The 23,323-nt window shown below is 33.2% G+C and carries 21 protein-coding genes; 2 read left to right on the top strand and 19 right to left on the bottom strand.

Features of this window, described 5'->3' with window-relative positions; translation table 11 throughout:
• The first annotated feature begins 133 nt into the window (after positions 1 to 133).
• On the top strand, positions 134 to 1,438 hold the full coding sequence (locus tag FLV_RS13330) for a T9SS type A sorting domain-containing protein (protein ID WP_243234518.1): 1,305 nt from the start codon (positions 134 to 136) through the stop codon (positions 1,436 to 1,438).
• Positions 1,439 to 1,521: 83 nt separating this feature from the next.
• On the opposite strand, the gene FLV_RS13325 is transcribed toward FLV_RS13330, so the two are convergent.
• The 14 genes from FLV_RS13325 to FLV_RS13260 all read right to left on the bottom strand — a co-directional run bounded on the left by FLV_RS13325 (position 1,522) and on the right by FLV_RS13260 (position 18,392).
• Positions 1,522 to 2,688 (bottom strand): hypothetical protein, encoded by a 1,167-nt coding sequence (locus FLV_RS13325; protein WP_243234517.1) that lies wholly within the window; start codon positions 2,686 to 2,688, stop codon positions 1,522 to 1,524.
• Complete coding sequence (locus tag FLV_RS13320; protein WP_243234516.1) at positions 2,685 to 3,686, bottom strand: DUF2157 domain-containing protein; 1,002 nt, start codon at positions 3,684 to 3,686, stop codon at positions 2,685 to 2,687. The genes FLV_RS13325 and FLV_RS13320 overlap by 4 nt, the downstream gene beginning before the upstream one ends.
• Before the next feature lie 118 nt (positions 3,687 to 3,804).
• On the bottom strand, positions 3,805 to 5,085 hold the full coding sequence (gene argH / locus FLV_RS13315) for an argininosuccinate lyase (RefSeq protein ID WP_243234515.1): 1,281 nt from the start codon (positions 5,083 to 5,085) through the stop codon (positions 3,805 to 3,807).
• A 63-nt stretch (positions 5,086 to 5,148) separates the two neighbouring features.
• Positions 5,149 to 6,138, bottom strand: coding sequence for a virulence RhuM family protein (locus FLV_RS13310; protein ID WP_243234514.1), 990 nt, complete (start codon positions 6,136 to 6,138; stop codon positions 5,149 to 5,151).
• A gap of 40 nt (positions 6,139 to 6,178) precedes the next feature.
• Positions 6,179 to 7,249 carry a M20 family metallo-hydrolase gene (locus FLV_RS13305; RefSeq protein ID WP_243234513.1) on the bottom strand — a complete coding sequence of 357 codons (1,071 nt, stop codon included), beginning with the start codon at positions 7,247 to 7,249 and terminating at the stop codon, positions 6,179 to 6,181.
• 177 nt (positions 7,250 to 7,426) lie between these two features.
• Positions 7,427 to 8,200, bottom strand: a complete 774-nt coding sequence (argB, locus tag FLV_RS13300) for an acetylglutamate kinase (RefSeq protein ID WP_243234512.1) — start codon at positions 8,198 to 8,200, stop codon at positions 7,427 to 7,429.
• Positions 8,201 to 8,291: 91 nt separating this feature from the next.
• Positions 8,292 to 9,242, bottom strand: coding sequence for an N-acetylornithine carbamoyltransferase (locus tag FLV_RS13295; protein WP_243234511.1), 951 nt, complete (start codon positions 9,240 to 9,242; stop codon positions 8,292 to 8,294).
• 86 nt (positions 9,243 to 9,328) lie between these two features.
• Positions 9,329 to 10,090, bottom strand: a complete 762-nt coding sequence (gene proB / locus FLV_RS13290) for a glutamate 5-kinase (protein ID WP_243234510.1) — start codon at positions 10,088 to 10,090, stop codon at positions 9,329 to 9,331.
• Positions 10,091 to 10,188: 98 nt separating this feature from the next.
• On the bottom strand, positions 10,189 to 11,382 hold the full coding sequence (locus FLV_RS13285; RefSeq protein ID WP_243234509.1) for a glutamate-5-semialdehyde dehydrogenase: 1,194 nt from the start codon (positions 11,380 to 11,382) through the stop codon (positions 10,189 to 10,191).
• A 95-nt stretch (positions 11,383 to 11,477) separates the two neighbouring features.
• The gene (locus FLV_RS13280; RefSeq protein WP_243234508.1) at positions 11,478 to 12,617 is read right to left on the bottom strand and encodes an aspartate aminotransferase family protein; all 1,140 of its coding nucleotides are present in this window, start codon (positions 12,615 to 12,617) and stop codon (positions 11,478 to 11,480) included.
• Positions 12,618 to 12,787: 170 nt separating this feature from the next.
• Positions 12,788 to 13,765 carry an N-acetyl-gamma-glutamyl-phosphate reductase gene (gene argC, locus FLV_RS13275; protein ID WP_243234507.1) on the bottom strand — a complete coding sequence of 326 codons (978 nt, stop codon included), beginning with the start codon at positions 13,763 to 13,765 and terminating at the stop codon, positions 12,788 to 12,790.
• Positions 13,758 to 14,951 (bottom strand): argininosuccinate synthase, encoded by a 1,194-nt coding sequence (locus tag FLV_RS13270; protein ID WP_243234506.1) that lies wholly within the window; start codon positions 14,949 to 14,951, stop codon positions 13,758 to 13,760. The genes argC and FLV_RS13270 overlap by 8 nt, the downstream gene beginning before the upstream one ends.
• Before the next feature lie 65 nt (positions 14,952 to 15,016).
• Positions 15,017 to 15,658 (bottom strand): GNAT family N-acetyltransferase, encoded by a 642-nt coding sequence (locus FLV_RS13265; RefSeq protein WP_243234505.1) that lies wholly within the window; start codon positions 15,656 to 15,658, stop codon positions 15,017 to 15,019.
• A 466-nt stretch (positions 15,659 to 16,124) separates the two neighbouring features.
• Positions 16,125 to 18,392 (bottom strand): M1 family metallopeptidase, encoded by a 2,268-nt coding sequence (locus FLV_RS13260; RefSeq protein ID WP_243234504.1) that lies wholly within the window; start codon positions 18,390 to 18,392, stop codon positions 16,125 to 16,127.
• A gap of 184 nt (positions 18,393 to 18,576) precedes the next feature.
• Between FLV_RS13260 and FLV_RS13255 the strand changes: the two genes are divergently transcribed.
• Positions 18,577 to 19,428 (top strand): aldose 1-epimerase family protein, encoded by an 852-nt coding sequence (locus FLV_RS13255; RefSeq protein ID WP_243234503.1) that lies wholly within the window; start codon positions 18,577 to 18,579, stop codon positions 19,426 to 19,428.
• Positions 19,429 to 19,498: 70 nt separating this feature from the next.
• Here FLV_RS13255 and FLV_RS13250 read toward each other — a convergent pair whose 3' ends face one another.
• The 5 genes from FLV_RS13250 to FLV_RS13230 form a co-directional block, all read right to left on the bottom strand.
• A complete protein-coding gene (locus FLV_RS13250) occupies positions 19,499 to 20,341 on the bottom strand; it encodes a DUF2911 domain-containing protein (RefSeq protein WP_243234502.1) in 843 nt (280 codons plus the stop codon).
• A gap of 72 nt (positions 20,342 to 20,413) precedes the next feature.
• Positions 20,414 to 21,076 (bottom strand): HAD family hydrolase, encoded by a 663-nt coding sequence (locus FLV_RS13245; protein WP_243234501.1) that lies wholly within the window; start codon positions 21,074 to 21,076, stop codon positions 20,414 to 20,416.
• 119 nt (positions 21,077 to 21,195) lie between these two features.
• Positions 21,196 to 21,912, bottom strand: a complete 717-nt coding sequence (locus FLV_RS13240; protein ID WP_243234500.1) for a ThiF family adenylyltransferase — start codon at positions 21,910 to 21,912, stop codon at positions 21,196 to 21,198.
• Positions 21,913 to 22,061: 149 nt separating this feature from the next.
• Complete coding sequence (locus FLV_RS13235; RefSeq protein ID WP_243234499.1) at positions 22,062 to 22,718, bottom strand: TatD family hydrolase; 657 nt, start codon at positions 22,716 to 22,718, stop codon at positions 22,062 to 22,064.
• The gene (locus FLV_RS13230) at positions 22,718 to 23,317 is read right to left on the bottom strand and encodes a DUF1684 domain-containing protein (protein WP_243234498.1); all 600 of its coding nucleotides are present in this window, start codon (positions 23,315 to 23,317) and stop codon (positions 22,718 to 22,720) included. Before FLV_RS13230 ends, FLV_RS13235 begins: the two co-directional genes overlap by 1 nt.
• Positions 23,318 to 23,323: the final 6 nt, after the last annotated feature.

Below are 23,323 nucleotides of genomic sequence, written 5' to 3'. Positions count from 1 at the left end.
TTGTGCAATCGATTACATTAACCACTTGTAAACTTTTTAAACAATCTAAAATTTAAATTTTAAAATGAAAAAAGCACTACCCCTAATTTTTTTCCTACTCAGTTTTTCGGGCATTTTTGCTCAAAATTATTATATGTCAGCGCCCGAAGGTTTTGGTGCTGCAGCAAATGGAGGAGGAATACCTACTCCTTCAAATACTGTGACTGTTTCAACATTTGCTGCTTTAAAGGCTGCACTACAATCAACAACAACTGCTAATTCTGTAATTTTGGTATCAGGAACAATCGATTGTACTTATCTAAGTGTACTATTAAATGATAAAACCATTATTGGATTGCCTGGTGCAATATTGAGAAACACTCAAATTGATATTAATAATGTAACAACCTCAAAGAGTGTATCCGGGATTTTTGGTCTAAAAGAAAATTCATCTAATGTTATTTTCAGAAATCTTATATTTCAGGGGCCAGCAGCTTTTGATGTAGATGGTAGAGATTTACTTACTAACGAAGGTACCAACATTTGGGTGGATCATTGTGAATTTCAGGATGGAATGGATGGAAATTTCGACAACAAAGGAAAAGCTGACAACATTACAATATCCTGGTGTAAATTTACTTATAAACAACAGCCAATACCCCGAAATGCACAAAGTTTCACAAATGACCACCGTTTTTCAAATTTGATAGGTTCTGATCATGATGATTTCCCTACAGATGGCCATTATAGTATTACTTTTAAAAACTGTTATTGGGCAGATGGTTGTAAAGAAAGAATGCCTAGAGCAAGAAATGCCGAATTACATATTTTAAACTGTTATTATAATACGACTGTTTCAGGATCTTTGGCAATTGGACTAGGCGGAGGAGATAATAATACCACTTGCTATGTTGAAAATTCAGATTTTGCAAACATCGCTAGAGTTTATCAATCTTATTCTAGTGATGGAGGAACAATTGGTTTAGAATTCAGTGGTTCTGTTCAGGGAGCAAGTTCTACGCCTGTTTCAGTCGCAAATATTGGAACAGTTTCCAAGCCATCATACTCATATACAAAACTTAATACATCACAAGTAGCTACTTATGTTAAAGATGAATTTTGCGGTGCTGGAGCTACATTACAGGTTACACCAACTGGTGTGATTTCGACAAATTGCCCTAATACTTTAGGAGTTAATGATAATGTATCCAACTTAGAACTTAAATTTTACCCTACAGTTATTGATAATCTATTAAATATCGAATTTTCAAGTATCGAAAACGGTTTGGCTTCTATAGAAATATTTTCTGTAAATGGTACTAAAGTTTATACTTCTTCTAAATCTGTTAGTGGTAGTGAAAAAGTAGAATTAAATATTGTAAACCTTGCCAAAGGTGTTTATATCTGTAAAGTTCAAATTGAAAACAGAGTTAAAACTTTTAAGGTTATAAAAAATTAGTTTTAAACATCAATAAATTTTAAAACAGTAGCAGACATCAATTCTGCTACTGTTTTTTTTTAGACAAATTCTAAACTTTGATTTTAAAAACTCTCACCTGAGCCGCCTCCGCTAAAACCTCCACCACCAAATTCCATTGGAGACTCAGACGGTTTAACTTCTGGTTTAATTGCAAATGTTGAAGCAATTACTAATGCTTCGGCATTTAGAAAATTATCGGAATGATTTATTCTGTCAGGCCTGAATGTTAATCCTCTTTCTTTTTCTTTTAATGCTTTAATTGAAAAATAAGCTATTGCAAATAATACAAGACCTCCAAGTGTAAGTGCAACCTCAATTGGCAAAACTGAATAGTAAAACCGAATGGTATAAATTGAAAATCCAATCGCTAAAAAACTAATCCAAAGCATTATTCTGTCTTTTGTCTTTATGGACTGAACCAAATAAACTGCCGGAACAATAAACGTAAAGGCATAAAAGAAAAATGCAAACGGATTATCTGTACCTGGTTTCACTTCGGTTCCTAAAAGTTCAGCAGAAAGCTCTCTTACAACCAAATAGTTACAAGAAAGATAAAACAAAACTAAACAAAAGCTGTTTGCCAGTAAAAGTCCGTTGTAATAATAGCTTTCGGTTAGTCGACTTATCATTTTTTTAGTCAAAAAATAAAAAAATCCTGCAAAAATCATTGCTGTGAAAGGCAAGATTGATTTTCCAATATCACCAAATTCAAACATTACAAAAAATAAAAAAGCTGTAACTGCCATACAAAAGACTAACATCGACAATAGATAAACATATCGAATGAACATAAAAAATGCTCCAATTGCAACAAAAAAAGCAATTACAGCTTCATATCCCTCTGTGGTAATACCAATCGCAACTCCAAGATTTAAAAGCGCTCCCAAAATAAAAGCATCATCCAAACCATTATTATGATAATTTTGTGCTGCCAGTAATTCAGTCCCAATAAATCCAACTACCGCAAAAAGATAACAGCAGATTTGCAGATATGCATCTTCAGTGTTCAATCCAAAAATAGAAATAGCTCCACAAATCGAAAGATATAATAAACAGCCCAATAAAAAGAATCCTATTCTAACCAGAATATTGTTTTGACCTTTTAAAACAGGTAATTCTTTTTCAATAAACTTCTTCTGTTCCTTACTGATAAAACCTCCTTTACACAAAACATCTGCTTTATCTGTCAGAATCTCATTATCCAACATTTTTTTATCGTATACTATCATTCGGCTATTTCTTTATTGAATTTTTTAATCAGTTTTATAAATAATACTATCGAACCAATGAAATAGGCCGGTAAAAGAAAAAAGAACAATTCCCAAATGGCAGAAAAATCAACACCTTCAAATATTCTGAACAAAAATATATTTGCTCCAATATATCCGTAAAGAATCATAAACACATACAAAGACATTGCTTTGTTATCATAACTGACTTTATAAAAATAATACGTCGAACACGCCAAAACAACAGCAAATATTAACCAGGTCAGCGTATCGTAATTGGTAAGATTACTAATAGATGCAATGCTGATAATATGTAATGCAAAAGTTAGAAAAATTAAGCTAAAGTGCTTTTTTAGTAAAATTCGATTACTGTAAATAGTCCATAAAATTAATAAAACTCCCAACATAACAGCTGAATAGCTCAAACTCTGGCTTGCGTATAAATTATTACTGTCATTAAAAATGTCTTGTGGTGTTACCGAAAGTCCGACATAAGCTGCCAATCCTGTAACCGCAATCGTTAAAACACTTTTATTGTCGAAATAGTAAGCACAGAAAAAACTCACGACCGTTGGAATCAAAGTTGCTAATCCGTAATGTTCTCCAAAGGGTTTGTATTGAAACTGCAGATAACCGATAAATATACAGGTCAAAATATTCCCTGCTAAAACCAAATATTCTAAAACGGGATGTTCAAAAGTAGCTTCTGCTTTCTGAAATCCTTTCGAATTTTTAAAACAGTAATAAAAACAAACTGCAATAACAATAAGAAGCAAGCAAAGAATAGCAATATGACCGATTGTATCAATATTCTCGTAAATTAATATTCCGATTCCTGTAGTAAATAGCAATACGGATAAATAAAGAAATAATTTTAATTCTGCATGTAATGAAAAAATATTAAGAACACGATACGTTTTTATTTCCTGAAACTGATTTTCAGTAATTAGATTTTTCTCAAATAGATTTTGAACTGCCTGTTCGTCAAATTTCGTCATAATTTAAAAGTAATTCTCAAATGTATATAATTAGGTCGAAATTTCTTAAGTTTTAAAGAATAAAAAAACCGATTTGTACAATTCACAAATCGGTTTCTGTATTTTTTAGAAAGAACTTTTAAAAAGCGACTTTCATTTTATCTTTTATCGCGTCTAAACACAAATTATTGATGCTTCCTTCGTGTGTATGTTTGGTTTCTTTTGGAGACTTATACGTTCCGGCTTCTAACTGTTCTGCAACGGCTTTATAAGCATCTCTAAATGGCATTCCATCAACCACCATTTCGTTTAAAGTATCTACAGTAAACAAATAATCGTATTTTTTATCTTCTAAAATATGATCTTTCACCGTAATATCTTTAATTGAAAATATGGCTATATCCAAACAAGCTTTTAAATTTTGAATCGCAGGAAATAAACCTTCTTTCAAAAGCTGTAAATCTCTGTGATAACCGCTTGGAAGATTATTGGTAATTAAAGTGATTTCGTATGGAAGCGCCTGAATCTTATTGCATTTTCCTCTGATTAATTCGAAAACATCCGGATTTTTCTTGTGAGGCATAATACTCGATCCTGTTGTAAGATGCGCCGGAAGACCAATAAAATCAAAATTCTGGCTCATGTACAAACAAACATCCATGGCAAATTTTGATAACGTTCCTGCCACACTTGTCATCGCAAAAGCGACTGTTTTTTCTGCTTTTCCACGACTCATTTGTGCTGCAACAGCATTGTATTTTAAGGTTTCAAAACCTAATTCCTGAGTTGTAAAGGTTCTGTTGATTGGGAAAGAACTTCCGTAACCTGCCGCAGAACCTAACGGATTCTGATCTACAATTTTTGAAGCGGCGTTCAGCATCGTAATATCATCGATTAAACTTTCCGCATAAGCAGAAAACCACATTCCGAACGACGATGGCATCGCAATTTGCAAATGCGTATAACCCGGCAATAATACGTTTTGATGTTTTTCTGCAGACTCCATTAGCAAATCAAAAAGCGTTTTTACCTGTTCTTTTATCGCTTTTAATTCGTCTTTTAAATACAAATGAACATCTACTAAAACCTGATCGTTACGGGAACGTGCGGTATGGATTTTTTTTCCGGCATCGCCCAATTTTACAGTTAGTAAATATTCGATTTTGGAATGTACATCTTCAAAACTGTCTTCGATTTCGAAATTTCCAACAACGATGTCAGCGATGATTTCATTTAATGCATCAACTAAAGAAGTCGTTTCTTCCTGAGTAAGTAAACCAATCTGACCTAACATTTTGGCATGTGCGATTGAACCTAAAGCATCATATTTTGCTAAAACTAAATCCAATTCACGATCGTTTCCAACTGTGAATTGTTCGATTTGTTTATCTGTTGGTATTCCTTTTTCCCAAAGTTTCATAGATTATATTTTTAGAAATTCAACTGATTTAAAAATCCTGCTGAAATTATTATTTTAAGTATCTTACTTTTTTATTTTTAAAATTTCTTTATCAAAATCAGATATATAATTTTTGTCTTGAATAATTCTGAATTTTTCAAACTCAGATTCAGCTTTTATCTTTGACTCTAATTGCGAAATTTTACCTTTATCGAGCAAAATTGGATAATTAGAAAGTTGAAGAAAATTATTCAAAAAATTACTCCAATCTTCCATTTTCATTAGTAATTGTCTTTTAGCATTATTTTCAGCTAAATCCAAATAGGCAGAAACTATTCTATTTAATTCCTGGATATGATTTTTACTCAAATAATTCTTAGCAATTACAACATCAGATCTTTGTATTTTTCCATCAGGAGCATCTTTCCAAGTTGACAAACCCATATGAACCTTTGTGGCATCTGCTTCTGTATAAATAATTTCTGCTGCTGTTTTACCAGAAATTGCCCAATGTAATTTATTTTGAACAGACGCAAAAAAACTTTTTGTCTCTATTGCATTATTATCATAATCTGCAGACAGAGCATAAATATCAGTTATTTTTTGATAAAATCTTCTTTCAGAAGATCTTATTTCTCTAATTTTATCTAATAATTCTTCAAAATAGTCCTTACCAAATGATGACCCATTTTTTAGCATTTCATCATTTAATACAAAGCCTTTTATAATAAACTCTTTTAAGGTTTTTGTTGCCCAAATTCTAAATTGGGTTGCTTGCTTTGAATTTACCCTGTAACCAATTGCAATAATAGCATCCAGATTGTAAAAATCAATTTCGCGATTTACATCACGATTTCCTTCTTTTTGAAGTACTCTAATTTTTCGAGTAGTTGAAATTTCCTCTAATTCCTCGCTTTTAAAAATTTCTTTTAGATGATAAGTCACAGTATTTGATTCAACACCAAACAATTGCGCAATAGCTTTTTGACTTAACCAAAAACTTTCATCTATATATGTTACTTCAACATTTATATTGCTGTCTGATGTTTGATAAAGTAAAATAGGCCTTTGCATATTTAATTGTTCTCGTTAAAAACTATAAAATATAATTGATTTATAATTTAAAGAAATCGGTTAGTATTTTGATATACAAGTCGACTCCTTCTTCAATTTCATTTACAAAAATAAATTCGTCTGCTGAATGCGACCGTAGGGTTTCTCCTGGTCCTAATTTCAAGGACTGGCAACTCAACACCGATTGATCTGATAATGTTGGAGAGCCATAAGTGGTTCTTCCTAAAGCTATTCCGGCCTGAACCAGACCATGAGCAATTGGAATAGATGATGCGTTTAAATGCATGGATCTTGGTTTCACTTCGGCATTTACATTGGCTGTAACTACTTCTAAAATTTCAGAATTAGTGTAACAGTCGTTTACCCTAATATCAACCACCAAATCACATTCTGACGGAACTACATTATGCTGTTTCCCGGCGTTTATCTGGGTTACAGTCATTTTTACAGGACCTAAAACGTCTGAGATTTTGTCGAATTTATAGTTTTTAAACCATTCCATTACCGGAATTGATTTGTATAAAGCATTATCGTCGTTTTGATGTGCGGCGTGGCTTGCGGTTCCTTTTACTTTGACATCAAGAACTAATAAACCTTTTTCGGCAACTGCTAATTGCATTAATGTTGGTTCTCCAACAATGGCACAATCTAATTCTGGCAAGCTTTTTAAAACACTGTTTAATCCGTTTTTTCCGCTACTTTCTTCCTCGGCGGAAGCAACAATGACGATATTATGTGATAAATTTTGATTTTCGTAAAAATGTACAAACGTCGCCAACAACGAAACCAGACAGCCTCCGGCATCATTACTTCCTAAACCAAATAATTTACCTTCTTTTTCGATCGCTTTGAAAGGATCATTGGTATAAGCCTGATTGGGTCTTACAGTATCGTGATGTGAGTTTAGTAAAAGTGTAGGTTTATTTTCATCGAAATATTTATTGAAAGCCCACACATTGTTATTTTCTCTTTTAAAAGGAATCTCATTCTGATTGAACCAATTTTCTATTAAAAGAGCCGTTTGATCTTCTTCACTTGAAAATGAAGGGGTTTCAATCAGGTTTCTTAATAAATCAATTGCTTCCTGGGTAAGCGTTGCAATATTTTTCATAGTATGGTTTCTTTGCCGCTAAGGCTCGAAGTCACATAATCTCTTGAAATCTGTGACATTTTTAATTTGCGCAAATTTCTTAAATTAAAATTTAAAAGTACTGCGCAATTCTATTTTTTTGCCACAGATTAAAGGATTTTCACTGATTTTTTAATCCTTTTAATCTGTGGCTATATCTTATAATGTAATTGTTGTATGCAAAATATCTGAATTTTGAAGCATTCTGTGATGCCCAATTTTGATTTTCTTCACACCGCGTGATAAGCTGTTAAAGCAATTATCCAATTTTGGAATCATTCCGGAATGGATTACTTTTTCCTCTTTCAGTTTATTGTATAATACTTCGTTGATCTCTGTAATCACCGACGAATCGTCTTCTGAATCCTGCAAAACACCTTGTTTTTCAAAACAATAAGTCAGCGTAACATCAAAAACTTCTGACAATGCAATTGACAATTCGCTTGCAATTGTGTCCGCATTTGTATTTAATAATTGTCCATTTTTATCATGCGTAATAGCACAAAAAACCGGCACAACTCCGGCTTCTAATAAAGTAGCCAGTAATTTGGTGTTAACTTGTTTTACGTCGCCAACAAATCCGTAATCTATTGTCGGATGATTTCGCTTTACAGATTGGATTAAATTCCCGTCAGCTCCCGAAAAACCAATTGCATTGTTATCTTTCGCCTGCAATTGCGCGACAATATGTTTATTGATTTGTCCTGCATAAACCATTACCACGACGTCCAGCATTGGAGCATCTGTGATTCGGCGTCCGTCAATCATTTGTGGAACCAAGCCAATACTCTGTGCCATTTTCGTAGCCGATTTTCCGCCTCCGTGAACTAAAACTTTATGTCCTTCTATTTTAGAAAAATCAGTTAAGAATTGTTCTAATTCTGTTGGATTATCGATGATGTTTCCACCTATTTTTATTACTGATACTTGCATAAGGTGCTAAGTTGCTGAGATTCTAAGCTGCTAAGTTTTTTTTTTGATTCTGAAACACTTAGCAGCTTAGCAACTCAGAATCTTAGAAGCTTTATTTCAATTTCTTCAAAATCTTCTGCAACACTAATTGTGCCGAATACGTTCTGTTATTTGCTTGTTCAATTACGATTGAATTTTCACTATCAATTACTTCATCGCTTACAATTACGTTACGACGAACCGGAAGACAATGCATGAATTTTCCGTTGTTGGTTAAAGCCATTTTTTCGGCTGTAACGGTCCAGTTAGGATCGCTGTTGGTTACTTTTCCGTAATCGTTAAAATTACTCCAGTTTTTTACGTAAACAAAATCGGCATTTTCGAAAGCTTTGTTTTGATCGTATTCGATTTTGCAGTCTTTTGTAATTTCCGGACTCAATTCATATCCTTCCGGATGTGTGATTACAAAATCCATATCTTTTTGCATTTGCATCATTTCAACAAATGAATTTGCTACAGCCTGTGGCAAAGCTCTTGGATGTGGTGCCCAGGAAAGCACTACTTTGGGCTTGTGTTTTGTTTTGAATTCTTCCATCGTAATCGCATCTGCTAAGGACTGTAATGGATGACGTACAGCACTTTCCATATTTACGATTGGTACTGTAGCATGTTTTAAAAACCCTGAAATAACAGTTTCTGCATAATCTTTTTCTTTGTCAACTAAACCTGCAAAGGCACGTATTGCAATGATATCACCATATTGAGAAACTACTTCAGCAGCTTCTTTAATGTGTTCTGAAGCACCCGAATTCATTACAGCGCCGTCTTCAAATTCTAAAGTCCAGCCTTCGCTGCCAAAATTCATCACCATAACATTCATTCCTAAATTCATGGCCGCCTTTTGTGTACTTAAACGAGTTCTTAAACTAGAATTAAAAAACAACATTATCAAAGTTTTGTTCTTTCCGAGTTTCTTATTCTTAAGCGGATCTTTTTTGATTTTTATCGCACTTTTTACCCATTTTGATAATGAGTCGATATCTTTTATTGAAATGTAGTTCATGTTTTTTTAATTAATTTGGATAATGTGATAATTAGAAAATTGGATAATTGTGCATTATCTAATTAACTAATTTTCTAATTGACTCATTAGATTATTTTAGTAAAAGGAATTTCGTCTTTTAATGCCCGCAGAATAAAATTATCATTTAATCCATTGACGATCCAGGTTTCTATGTTGGCTGCTTTTGCGATTCCGGCAGCTTCAATTTTCGACTGCATCCCTCCTGTTCCGTGTGATGATTTTGAATCTCCGATTTCTTTTTCAAGCGTTTTTAAATCATTAACCAATTTTATCGTTTCCGGAGTTTCATCATGGATGGATGCTTTTGTATATATTCCGTTTGTATTGGTTGCAATTATCAGAATATCAACATTTAGCAATACTGCAGTTAAAGCCGCTAATTTATCGTTATCCCCAAACCGAATTTCATCTGTCGCAACGGTATCATTTTCATTGATAATCGGGATGTAATTGTTTTTAACTAATACATTTATTGTATTTACAATGTTCTTTTTGGTCTGCTCTTTTTCGAAATCAGAATAAGAAAGTAGACATTGTGAAGTATTCAATCCTAAATCCTTAAAGTTTTCATTGTAAATTCGCATTAAATGAGGCTGTCCGATGGAGGCCAAAGCCTGCTTTACAAAAACATCTTTATCCTGATTATCCAGCTTTACAAATTGCTTTGCCGCCGCAATTGCTCCGGAGCTTACTATGATAAATTCATATTCGTCATTTAAAGCTGCAATCTGTATTCCGAGGTCTTCAATCTTTCCCCGCGAAATATGATTGGTTTCTTTGGTTAAAGTATTACTTCCTATTTTTAATAAAATCCGTTTTTTAGCCATTTTTTCTAAAAGATGCTAAGGTTTTAAGACGCTGAAATCCTATTTTTTTTTAGAGTTTTCAAAATTATCTAATTACCTCAATTTTCACATTACCTCAATTACCTAATTTGTCCTTCTCCGTAAATATACCATTTATTGGTAACAAGATGCTGTAATCCAATTGGTCCTCTTTGATGTAATTTGTCTGTACTAATCGCCAATTCACCACCCAAACCTAACTGAAAACCATCTGTAAATCGGGTTGAAACATTTTGATAAACCGCTGCAGCATCAATACTTTCCATAAAATCCTGTGCTATTTTATCATTTTTTGTAATGATTGAAGCCGAATGCCCGCCACAATATTTATTAATTTTTGAAATAGCCTCAGAATCTGAATTAACTGTTCCGATAACAATTTTATAATCTAAAAATTCTTCGTACCAGATATTTTCATCTGAAAGCGGTTTTGTATTTTTAAATGTTTCCAGCGATTTGTCAACCAAAATTTCAACTTTAGACTCAGTTAAGGCTTCAATTAACATGGCTGTAAAACCTTCAAAATTTTCTATTCTGTTATCAATTAAAACTTTATCAACAGCATTACAGGCAGAAATTTTAGCAGTTTTGGCATTCAGAATTACTTTTAAAGCAATTTCCAAATCGGCTTCCTGTTGCACATAAACAAAATTATTTCCTCGACCGCTTACAATAACCGGACAAGTTGCATGTTTTTTAACAAACTCAATCAGTTTTTCTCCACCACGAGGTACAATCAAATCCACTTTTTGAGTCGGATTTTCTAAGAAAGCCTGAGTTTCTGTGCGATTATAATTCAAATACTCAACCCAGTCTTTAGAAACACCATTTTCTTCCAGAGCTTTATGCCAAAGACTTACAATCTTTAAATTTGATTTTAAAGATTCTTTTCCGCCTTTTAATAAAATTTTATTCCCGGATTTAAAAGCAATCCCTCCTGCTTCAATTGTTACATCAGGTCGGGATTCATAAATAATTAAAACCGTGCCAAATACAGCTGTTTTATTCGTTACCCGAATTCCATTATCATGAACAAAACTAAAACGTTCGACCCCAACAGGATCTTCCTGAGCAGCCAATTGATTTAAAGATAAAATCATCTCATCAACTTTTTTATCATCTACTTTCAGGCGCTCTTCCATTGCTAAATCAGAACCATCGTAAGCATCAAGATCTTCTTTATTGGTTAAAATAATAGAACTCCGCTCCTGCTCGACCAAGTTTGCCATGGAATGCAAAACCAGATTTCGTTTTTCAATTGATAATGGATTCATTTTTTTGGTTTAATTGGTTAATCGTTAATTTATTTAATTGTTTAATCGTCTAACCAGTTAAACAATTAAACAAATTAATATAGTATATTGGTAAATTAATTTTTAAGTTCTTCTAAACTTTCTTTCAAAGCTTTTACAAACGTGTCAATATCCGCTTTTTTTACTGTAAGCGGTGGTAAGATTCTAAGCAGATTTTTGTTGTTTGCGCTTCCTGTAAAAATGTGTTTTTCGATAATTAATTTCTTTCTTAGCGCCGCTACATCAAAATCAAATTCTACTCCCAGCATCAAACCTTTTCCTTTTACTTGTTTGATTCCCTCAACTTCTTTGATTTTTTCTAAGAAATATTCATAAACTTCATTTACATTTTTCTGTAAATCCAGTTTTTCAATTACATCTAAAACTGCGATTCCAGCTGCACATGACAAGTGACTTCCGCCGAAAGTAGTTCCTAATAATCCAAAACTTGCTTCGAATTTTGGAGAAATCAAGATTGCTCCAACCGGAAAACCGTTCCCCATTCCTTTTGCAACTGAAATAATATCAGCGTTGATTCCGTGATGCTGGAATGCGAAAAATTTTCCGCTTCTTCCGTATCCTGATTGTACTTCGTCTAAAATTAAAACAACATCGTGTTTTTTACATGATTTTTCTAAAGCCTGAAAAAATTCAGTTGTTCCCTGGTCTAAACCTCCAACACCCTGAATTCCTTCGATAATTACCGCAGTAACATCTCCTTTAGCCAATTCCGCTTCAACTAATTCGATTTGGTTTAAGGGTAAAAAAGTAACCACTTGCTGTGCATTAATTGGCGCTACGATTTTTTTGTTATCGGTAACGGCAACTGCTGCAGAAGTTCTTCCGTGGAAAGAATTATGAAAAGCTACTACTCTTGATTTTCCGTTATGGAAAGAGGCTAATTTTAAAGCATTTTCATTGGCTTCAGCACCAGAACTGCATAAAAACAATTCGTAATCTTCTAATCCGGAAAGCTTTCCTAATTTCTGTGCCAATTCAACCTGTAAAGGATTCTGAATCGCATTCGAATAAAAACCTAAATGATCTAATTGATTCTTCAATTTTTCTACATAATCCGGCTGCGTGTGTCCGATAGAAATCACACCATGTCCGCTATATAGGTCTAAATATTCTACTCCTTTGTCGTCGATAATGGTACAATCAATTGCTTTTACCGGAGTGATGTCGTATAATGGGTAAACGTTGAATAAGTTCATTTTTATTTTGTTTATTTTGTTTATTTTGTTTCAGGTTTAAAGTTTCAAGTTGCTTACAGAACGTGAAACTTGGAATTTTAAACCTGAAACTGATTTGAGTTTCAGTATTTGGATTTCAAGTTACGCACAGAACGTAAAACTTGAAACTATAAACCTGAAACAATTTTTTCCTAAAATCCGCTTGGTTTCAAATGTAAACCTGTGGTTTCTTCTAATCCGAACATTAAATTCATATTTTGAATCGCTTGTCCTGAAGCACCTTTGGTTAAGTTATCTATAATTGATGTTATGAGAACCCGGTTTCCTTTTTTCAATAAACTAATGATACATTTATTCGTCTGAACCACTTGTTTCATGTTGATGTTTGTTGTTGTAACCGTTACGAAAGGTTCGTTTTTATAGAACTCTTCGTATTTTGCAACCAAATTTTCCAAACTATCATCACATAATGTATATAAGGTTGCAAAAATTCCTCTTGGAAAATCTCCTCTGTTCGGAATAAAAAGCAATTCGCTGTCGAAATCATCCTGCAACTGAACCAAACTTTCTCCAATTTCTCCTAAATGCTGATGTTCAAAAGCTTTATAATGCGACATATTATTATTTCTCCAGCTAAAATGAGAAGTTTCAGAAAGACTTACTCCTGCTCCTGTACTTCCTGTTGTAGCATTAATATGTACATCATTGTTTAGCAAATTGTGTTTTGCTAAAGGCAATAAAGCCAGCTGAATAGCAGTTGCAAAACAACCCGGATTTGCGATATAATTTGCTTTTTTAATTTCTGCTTTATTGATTTCAGGCAGACCGTAAACGAAATCCTTTCCTTCGAAATGAGCATCTTTGTTCAGTCTGAAATCGTTTCCTAAATCGATGATTTTGGTGTGGTTTCCAAACTGATTTTCCTTTAAAAAAGAAATCGATTTTCCGTGACCCAAACACAAGAAAACAACATTTACCTCTGGATTGATTTTATCCGTAAAATTCATTTCAATATCACCCATTAGATCGTGATGCGCTACAGAAAGGGGTTTTCCGGCATTCGTTGTACTGTAAACAAAATCGATGTTTACATTTGGATGATACATTAAAATTCTGATGAGTTCTCCGGCCGTGTAGCCCGAACCACCAATAATGCCGATATTAATCATGATCTAATTGATTTACAGATGAAAATATGTTTTGTGCATTTCCAAGAATTTTAATAAATCCTTTTGCATCATCAGATGTCCAGGCATTATTCATTTCACCATATTGACCAAAACCAGTGTTCATTAAATCGTTTTTAGATTCAATACCATCAAGCGAAAAATGATATGGTTTCAATGAAACTGTTACCGTTCCGTTTACTGTTTTTTGTGTGTCTTGCAAGAAAGTTTCAATATTTCTCATCACTGGATCCAAAAACTGACCTTCGTGAAATAACATTCCATACCAGTTCCCTAACTGTTCTTTCCAGTATTGTTGCCATTTTCCAAGCGTATGTTTTTCTAATAAATGGTGTGCTTTAATTATAATTAACGGAGCAGCAGCTTCAAAACCAACTCTTCCTTTAATTCCGATAATAGTATCTCCAACGTGAATATCTCTACCAATTGCATAAGCATTTGCGAGTTTTTCAAGTTTTACGATGTTTTTTTCAGGAGCATCTTTTTTACCATTTAAAGCAACTAATTCTCCTTGTTCAAAATGAAGCGTCACTTTTTCTTCACCTTCTTTTTGTAATTGTGAAGGATAAGCTTCACTTGGCAATGGCTGGCTTGAAGTTAAAGTTTCTTTTCCTCCAACACTTGTTCCCCAAAGTCCTTTATTGATAGAATATTGTGCTTTTTCCCAAGAATAGTGAACACCATTTTGAGCTAAATAATCAACCTCTTCCTGTCTTGAAAGTTTTAAATCTCTAATTGGAGTGATGATTTCGATTTCCGGAGCGATCGTCTGAAAAATCAAATCAAAACGAATTTGGTCATTTCCTGCACCTGTACTTCCGTGTGCGATCGCGCTTGCTTCCACTTTTTTAGCATATTTAATAGCTTCAATTGCCTGAAAAACACGCTCTGCACTTACTGATAACGGATAAGTATTATTTTTCAATACATTTCCGAAAATCAAATATTTTATAGCTTTATCATAATATTTGTCTACGATTGTAAGGTTCGCGTGTTGTGCACTTCCTAATTCGTAAGCTCTTTTTTCAATGGCAGATAATTCTTCTTCACTAAATCCTCCTGTATCTACAAGTACGGTGTGAACTTCATATCCTTTTTCGTTTTTCAAATATTTCAAACAATACGAGGTATCTAATCCTCCACTATAAGCTAATACAACTTTTTTCATTTTTTATAATTTAGGCTAATACTTTCGTATTTAGCAAGTTTGAGATTCTTTTTTATATTTAATTTTTAAGATAAAAAACCGAAAGACAGTATTTTATTTAAAAACAGAGCTTGTTTTATTTTTTTTAATCTTTTCAAAACAGCTTCATTAAAAGGGTGTCTTGGAGGATCTTTTGGTTTGTCTGCCGGATCATATAACATTCCGGTGCATAAGCACATTTTATTTTCCTTGCTTTGCAGAATTGGAAAATTAGTACAAGTTTTACATCCGGCCCAAAAACTCGGATCGGTTGTAAGCTCTGAGAAAGGCACGGGTTTGTAACCTAAATCAGAATTAATCTTCATTACAGCCAAACCTGTCGTGATACCAAAAATTTTTGCATTTGGATATTTTTGCAATGAATAATCAAAAACTTTCGATTTTATCTTTTTAGCCAAACCTAAGTTTCTGTAGTCAGGATGTACAATTAGACCTGAATGTGCCACGAATTGACCATGCTGCCAGCTTTCGATATAACAAAAGCCTGCAAATTTTCCGTCTGCCAAAGCAATCATCGCATCACCATTCGACATTTTTTTCTGAATATATTCAGGAGTTCTTTTAGCAATCCCCGTACCTCTTAACAAGGCAGATGATTCTATTGTATCGCAGATTTCCTGTGCGAATTTGAAGTGTTCTTCCTGAGTAACAACAATAGAGATCTTCATTTCAATAATTGAAGTTTAGCGTTAAATATTAAAACGTATTGTTTGGTTTGAAATTCAAAAAACAAGCTAATAAGATTAGACACAACAGAAGTAACACCTTTAAATTCAAAAAGTTGATTAAGTAAATTTTTAAAAAAATAAATACTTTTGGTATGTGTTTGCCCGATGGACAACTTAAATGATTTCAAAATGAAAATGAATATAAATAAATACGCGGTGAAAAACTCTTTGAATACTATATAGATAGCATCCGTACTTCGGGAGAAGTACCAGGAGAGATTGTCCGTGACAAAGAAGTTATATGTAAACTTATTTTATTCATTGGTGCAAAAGTACATTATTTTTTAATATAGAAAACAAATTTTTAAAATTCTAACATTTTTTTAATGCAATGTTATTTTAAAACAAAAAAAAGCCCGATAGACTTCCGTAAATCTATCGGGCTGAACTACTTAATAAAATTATTTTATTTTTTAGTAAATGAAATTACTTGTCCATTCCCTAAAACAGTCATATCAAAAGCTGTTTTTGCTTCATTGAATTTGAATTTTAAACCGGCTCTGTTAGATACAAAAGTATCTTTTTCATCCGCTACTGGCTCAACTGTAAACTTAGGAAAATCTGTAATTTCTACATTTAAAACGCTATTTTTTTCAGAAAATTCAATTTTTAGCGGGGCATTTTTAGTAACGTAAATTCCTAAATAACCATCAAGAATAATATCTTTTTCAATTTTTCCTTTTCCCGAAGTCCAAACATTATTACTTTCATTATGATCAGGAAATACGTGATCCGGATCTAAAGTAACACTCTCTATTTCTTCAGTAGAATTGTGTTTAAAAGACCAGTCATGATTACGCTGCCAAACTTCTACAGGCAAATTAACCCTTGTAACTTTTCCGCTTTTTTCCTTTACATCCAAAACAATTGGCATTGGCATTTTATCAAAATTTTCAATATTTATGACTACTCCTTTTGCAGGATCATTTTTCACATATTTAATCGAATTAATTCCCTGATCAAAACGCCAGTTGTTTACATACCAGCTTCTCCAGAACCAGCTTAAATCCTCTCCCGCAACATTTTCCATAGACCTGAAAAAGTCATCCGGCTGAGGATGTTTGTATGCCCAGCGTTGAATATAAGTTTTAAAAGCAGTATCGAAACGTTCTTTTCCTAAAATCTGTTCTCTTAAAATTATCAGTCCGGCACTTGGTTTAAAATAACACAACATACCAATATTTCCCTCTTTCATATTATCAGGAGAACTCATAATGGTTTCTAAATCAGGGCGGGTAAAAGGTTCTGCCATTTCATGCAAATCTGTAGCCGGTTCTTTGTATTCTCCATTATTAAATGCTTCAGTACTTAGTGAATTTATAAAAGTATTAAAGCCCTCATCCATCCAACCGAATAATCTTTCGTTTGAACCTACAATCATAGGAAACCAGATATGACCAAATTCATGATCCGTAACACCCCATAAGTCTTTTCCTTTTGATTCCCAGCTACAAAATACAATTCCGGGATATTCCATTCCGCCCTCGTTTCCAGCCACGTTTGTAGCTGCGGGATAAGGATATTCAAACCATTGTTTAGAATAATGTTCAATGGATGCTTTTACATATTCTGTAGAACGTCCGTAACCGTCTTTTCCTGCACTTTCAATTGGATAAGCAGAAAGTGCCAAAGATTTTTTACCGCTTGGCAGGTTGATTTTTGCACCGTCTAAGATAAAAGCCGAAGATGATGCCCATGAAAAATCACGCGCATTTTTAATTTGATAATGCCAAGTTTTTTCTGCAGTTGCATTAGCATTTGCAGTCGCTGCAACTTCTTCTGCAGAACGAATCATAACCGTTTTATCACTTTGAGACGCTTCTTTATAACGTTTAAACTGTTCAGCAGATAAAACATCAGATCCATTAATCAATTCTCCGGAACCTACCACATAATGATTTGCCGGCACTGTAAGCTTTACATCAAAATTACCATACTCCAAATAAAACTCAGAAGCTCCTAAATATGGCGCTGTATTCCATCCTCTTACATCATCATACACACACATACGCGGGTACCACTGCGCCATTGTAAATATTTTACCGTTTTTAGTTTCTAAAACCCCCATTCTGTCAGAACCTTCAAAAGGTGCTATGAATGAAAACTCTATTTTAATTTTTACAGACCCGCCTTTCGATGCTAATTCCTCCGGAAGAAAAATTTGCATTCTGGTATCTGTAACTACATATTTCACATCGGTTTCTGTACTTTTCTTTCCTCCTGAAATTACTTTTACCGATTTAATTTTATTTCCCCCATCAAAAACCTGCCCCTGAGCCCCATTACGACTACCTGTCAAAGGCACAACCGCATTTCCTCTGGAATCATTTTTGAATAAATTCTGATCTAAATTCAACCACAAAAAAGACAGCTTATCCGGACTATTGTTTGTATAGATAATTTCATCTGTACCTATAATTTCATTTGTAGCAGCATTTAACTTAACATTAATTTGATAATCTGCCCTGTTTTGCCAGTATTCAACACCCGGCTGACCACTTGCTGAACGGGTTGGAGTACCATTTTTTGAGTAAAAATGCGGTGCGAAAGCATCTTGATAATTGTAATTATTAACTGATTTTCCTTCTGTTGCGGGTACTTGCTGCGCCCAAACAGAAGAAATTCCTACAAACAAAGCCATTGTCAATAAGGCTTTAGCGGATTGTCTTTTCATATTTTATACCTGTTTATATAGCAAATTAATGAAAAAAAAAGCTATTTACAGAGAAAAACCAAAGCTCTTATTTGATTTTAGCAAAATATTATCAAAAAAGCATTTCAAATATTTTTTACACAAAATAAAATTTATAAAATTATATTTACAATTACATTAACTTAATTCTCTTAAAAGCATCATTTTGAATACAACAATATCAAATTCAACACTAAAAGCTTCTATTAAACATCTGGGAGCCGAATTATTTTCTCTGATCGACAATCAAAACAAAGAATATATCTGGAACGGTAATCCTAAATTCTGGCCCAAACACTCGCCTGTTCTTTTTCCGATTGTTGGAAGTCTAAAAAACGAAACTTATACTTTTAATAAAAAAGACTATCATTTATCAAGACATGGTTTTGCGCGTGATATGGAATTTCAATTGATAGAAAAAACAGCATCATCTGCTACTTTTTCTTTATCCTATAATAATGAAACGCTTAAAAAATATCCGTTTAAGTTTGAGTTGCAGATTATTTACAAACTTGAAGAAAACAACCTGAATATAGCCTACAGGGTAATTAATAAAGAAGAAACACAAATTCCTTTTTCTATAGGCGCACATCCTGCCTTTGCTTTACCCGAAGAATTTTCAAAATACAATATTCAATTTGAAAAAGAAGAAAAACTGGAATATTCACTCCTTCAAGATGGCTTAATTTCCAATACAACCGAAACTTTAGAAACCTCAAATGATGTAGTTTCATTAAATTACAAATTATTTAAAAATGATGCTTTGGTTTTTAAAACTCTTGAATCAAATTCTTTAACTATTCTTGAAAGCTCAAAACCATATATTAAAGTTGATTTTAAAGATTTTCCAAATTTAGGAATCTGGACCAAAGAAAATGCTCCTTTTATTTGTATTGAACCTTGGTTTGGCTACTCTGACACACTTAAAAAATCAGGAGATTTGTTTAAAAAAGAAGGAATTCTGATTCTGGAAGCAAATCAAACTTTCAATACTTCCTTTGGCATAGAAATCTTTTAATTAAAGAATAATAAAAAACCCATTTCGAAACATTTTCAAAATGGGTTTTGTTTTATATAACGAATACAGATTATCTACTCCATTCTGAAATACTATCTTTATTCATTTTTACATAATCCTGATTATTAGCAGCTTCAGCAGCAGCCAAAGAAATTTTTGCCGTTTCAACAGCACCGGCTTTATCTCCTTGTTTAGCCTGAATCAATGATTTTAACCTCGTAACATAATAAGGTTTTTCAGTACTCATTTCTAATGCTTTATCAACATATTCACGTGCACTAATCATGTTTCCGTTTGACTGAAATAAATACTGAGATGCAGCATAATAATCATTCCACGTTGGACCGGCTAACGTTTTTTGAATGCTTGCTGTAGCTAATTTTGCAGTAGGAACTTCAAATTTTAAGGCTATATGAGAGTTTTCCCAGGCCATTTCCAAATATCCTGAATTTTGATCAAGAGTATTAATACCAATAGTAAAAGTTTCAACAGGAGTTGGCAATGCATCTTCTTTTACCGTTGTTTTTAAAGCTACATAAGCATCGCTCCAATTTTCCGGCAATCCCCAATTATCCGTAGAAAGGTAAAAAATCACCTCCCAACTTTCTATTCTTGGAATCGTATAAATTGCATATTTTCCTTTTTTTAATGTTTTACCATCAATAATAACGTCGTCTCCAAAATTGATTATTGTATTTTCATTGGCTCCTGTTCTCCATAATTTCCCAAACGGAACCAGATTTCCAAAAACCGCTCTGCCTCTGGCACCAGGTCTTGAATAGGTAACTTCAACATCAGTCAATCCAACGGTTTGCTTAATATAGCCTTTAGGACTGGCCTGCGGTGTTTTTATTTGTGCTTCTGCAACAAGAGGTGCCAAAACAATGGCTAATGCAATAAGTAGTTTTTTCATTTTTATAAGTCTGTTTGTTTTTTTTTCAAAATTACGAATTCAAAAAAGGACAAAAGTTAAATTTTACTTAATTCAAATACTTAATTGTGATATTATGACAGCATTTAACTCATTAAAATGATTAATAATCAAATTTGCTTCTGATAAATCCTGACCTTCTGAGTTTTCGCTTCTGTAACCCACACAAAAAATCCCTGCTCCTCCTGCCGCTTTTACACCGTTTGTACTGTCTTCAATAATAATACAATTTTCTTTCGGGGCAATTGATAATGAAGCTGCATGAACAAAAATTGCCGGATTTGGTTTTGATTGCGGGAAATCTTCACCGCTCACAATTGCCGAAAAATACTGGTGCAGATTAAATCGGGTAAAAACACGATCAATAGTCACTTTTGATGCTGATGAAGCTAAGATTAACTGAATTCCGTTAGCATATAAATCCTTAATTAAATCCTCTACACCTTCTAACAAATATAAATCTTCTTTAGTATCAAAAGCATCATTAAAAATGCTTCTCTTTCTTTGAATCAAATCTTCAACACCATCTTCTATTGTGGGAAAAAATCCTTTTAAAGTCTGAAATGTATTTCGGGTTGAAAATCCTGTAAATGAAGTGTACATTTCTTCGGAAACTTCAATATTTAATTCTGAAAATTGTTTGTAATAAGCATAACGATGAACGGGTTCTGTATCTACGATTACGCCATCCATATCAAAAATTACTGTTTTAATCATTTTTTTTAAGTTGCTGAAATATTTAGATTCTAAGTTTTTACTGCTCGCAAACGCTTTTTTTAAAGGAATTTAAGAATTAAAGTTAAGTCTTAGCAACTTAGACCTTAGTATCTTAATAATTATTCTTTTTTAAGCAAGTGCCGAATTACGGTTTCAGCAGCGTGAAGACCAAACAATCCCGGCATATAACTGTTTGTTCCGTAAAAAGATTTTTTGAAATTTTTACCATCGGTTAATTTCAGGCTTTTTTCATTTTGTATTTCTGAAGAAAAAACAACTTTTAATTTATTGATTTTTGCTGCTTTTAATCTCTTTCGGATTGCTTTAGAAAAGTAACAATTAATTGTTTTGGAAATATCCGAAACTTTAACTTTAGAGGCCAGCATTTTTCCGCCAGCGCCCATACTGCTAATAATTTTTACTCTTTTGCGTTTTGCAGCTATAATTAAATTCAGTTTTGGCGTAATACTATCAATACAATCCAAAACATAATCAAACTCAGGAGAAACGATCTCGAAAGCACGCTCCGGAGATAAAAATTCCTGTACTTTGGTTAGCTTTAATTCAGGATTAATATCCATTAAACGATCCCCAACAATTTTAATTTTTGGTTCGCCTACTGTCGAATGCAAAGCAGGCAATTGTCTGTTTATATTGGTAATATCAACAACATCGCCATCCACAATAGTCATATTTCCTACTCCTGCTCTTGCCAAAAATTCAGCTGCAAATGACCCCACTCCTCCTAAACCTACAACCAAAACATTTGAGTTTTGCAAGTTATCTAATCCTTCTTTAGTAAATAAAAGCTCGGCTCTTTCAGTCCACTCTGCCATATATTCTATTTTTTTTAGTTTGTTTTATTTGTTGTTTCAGGTTTCAAATTCTCTGCTGTCAGGCTGAGCGAAGTCGAAGCCCCACGTCCAATTGGAGTGCCCTTCGACTTCGCTCAGGGTGACAAACTCATTTCACTTTTTGCTTTTTACTAATCACTTTTTTTACCAAACACTCTTTTAAAATTACTTGAGATAACACCTTGCAATTCTTTGATTGTAATATTTTTATACTCTGAAGCTAAATTGTAAACCTGTTTTAAATTCTCTTCAATTGTATCGGTTTCCAAAAAGAAACGATCATTTGGTATATTCTGAAAAACTGTTTTTAAATCCGGATTTTGCAATAAATACTTCCCAAACGAAATATAAAATCCCTCCTTAACAAGCTGATCGGCAACCTGTCTGTTTTTAGAAAAGCCATGAATAATCATCGGTACCGAAATCTTTAATTTCTTTTTTATTGAAATCACTTCCTGATAGGCAGCAACACAATGAATAATTACTGGTTTGTTATACTTTTTTGCTAAAAACAATTGTTTTTCAAAAACAGTAACCTGCTGTTCTAATGAAATTTCGATTCGTTTATCTAAACCACATTCTCCTACTGCCAAACAATTTTTAGTTTTCAGTTTTTCTTCAATAATCAGTAATTCAGAATCTATCTGGTTCTCCTTAATATGCCAGGGATGTATTCCAATTGAATAAAACGGAATTGACTCATCAAATTCCACCGGATATTGATTTACCAATTCTAAAATATCAGGATTATTTGTAAACTGATGCGTATGAAGATTAAAAAACTCCATTAGTGAAACGTTTTTACTCCTGCTTTAATTTCTACATTCAAATCATTTTCTGACGGAACAATTGGACATGAATATTTGTAATTATAAGCACAATACGGGTTATAAGCCTGGTTAAAATCAATTGAAATCCTATCACCTTTTGGAATTTTTAAATCTATATATCTACCTCCAGCGTAACTTCCTTTACCACAGGTTAAATCTGAAAAAGGAAGAAATAGATGGTCTTTGTATTTATCTGATTTAGAAAGTTGAACATCCTGGTAAAGACTCAATTGTAATGCAACTCCATCGATCGTAAAGAAAACGGTTCCATATTTAATGTATTTTGGTCTCCTGCTTGTAGACGTTTTCATATCAAATGCCTTTTCGTTTTTTGCCGGAACAAACTTCGCATTTACAAAATACCTGCTGTTTATCGGATAAAACTCCAATGATTTAAATAGCTTCAAATCCTCTTCTTTCAAAGGACTTGTCTTAGCATCTGCGTATTCTGTATTGATAGTTTTCTGAAATTTTTCAGCATCATTTTTACTGAATTTACCCTGACTATAAGTACAATTAAAAACCAATAATAAAATAAGTACACTATTTTTCATCATAGAAAT

Source organism: Flavobacterium pectinovorum (assembly GCF_022802975.1).
Lineage (GTDB): Bacteria > Bacteroidota > Bacteroidia > Flavobacteriales > Flavobacteriaceae > Flavobacterium > Flavobacterium pectinovorum_B.
Note: the sequence above shows the minus strand (reverse complement) of the source record. Positions and strands in the feature narration are given on the sequence as shown.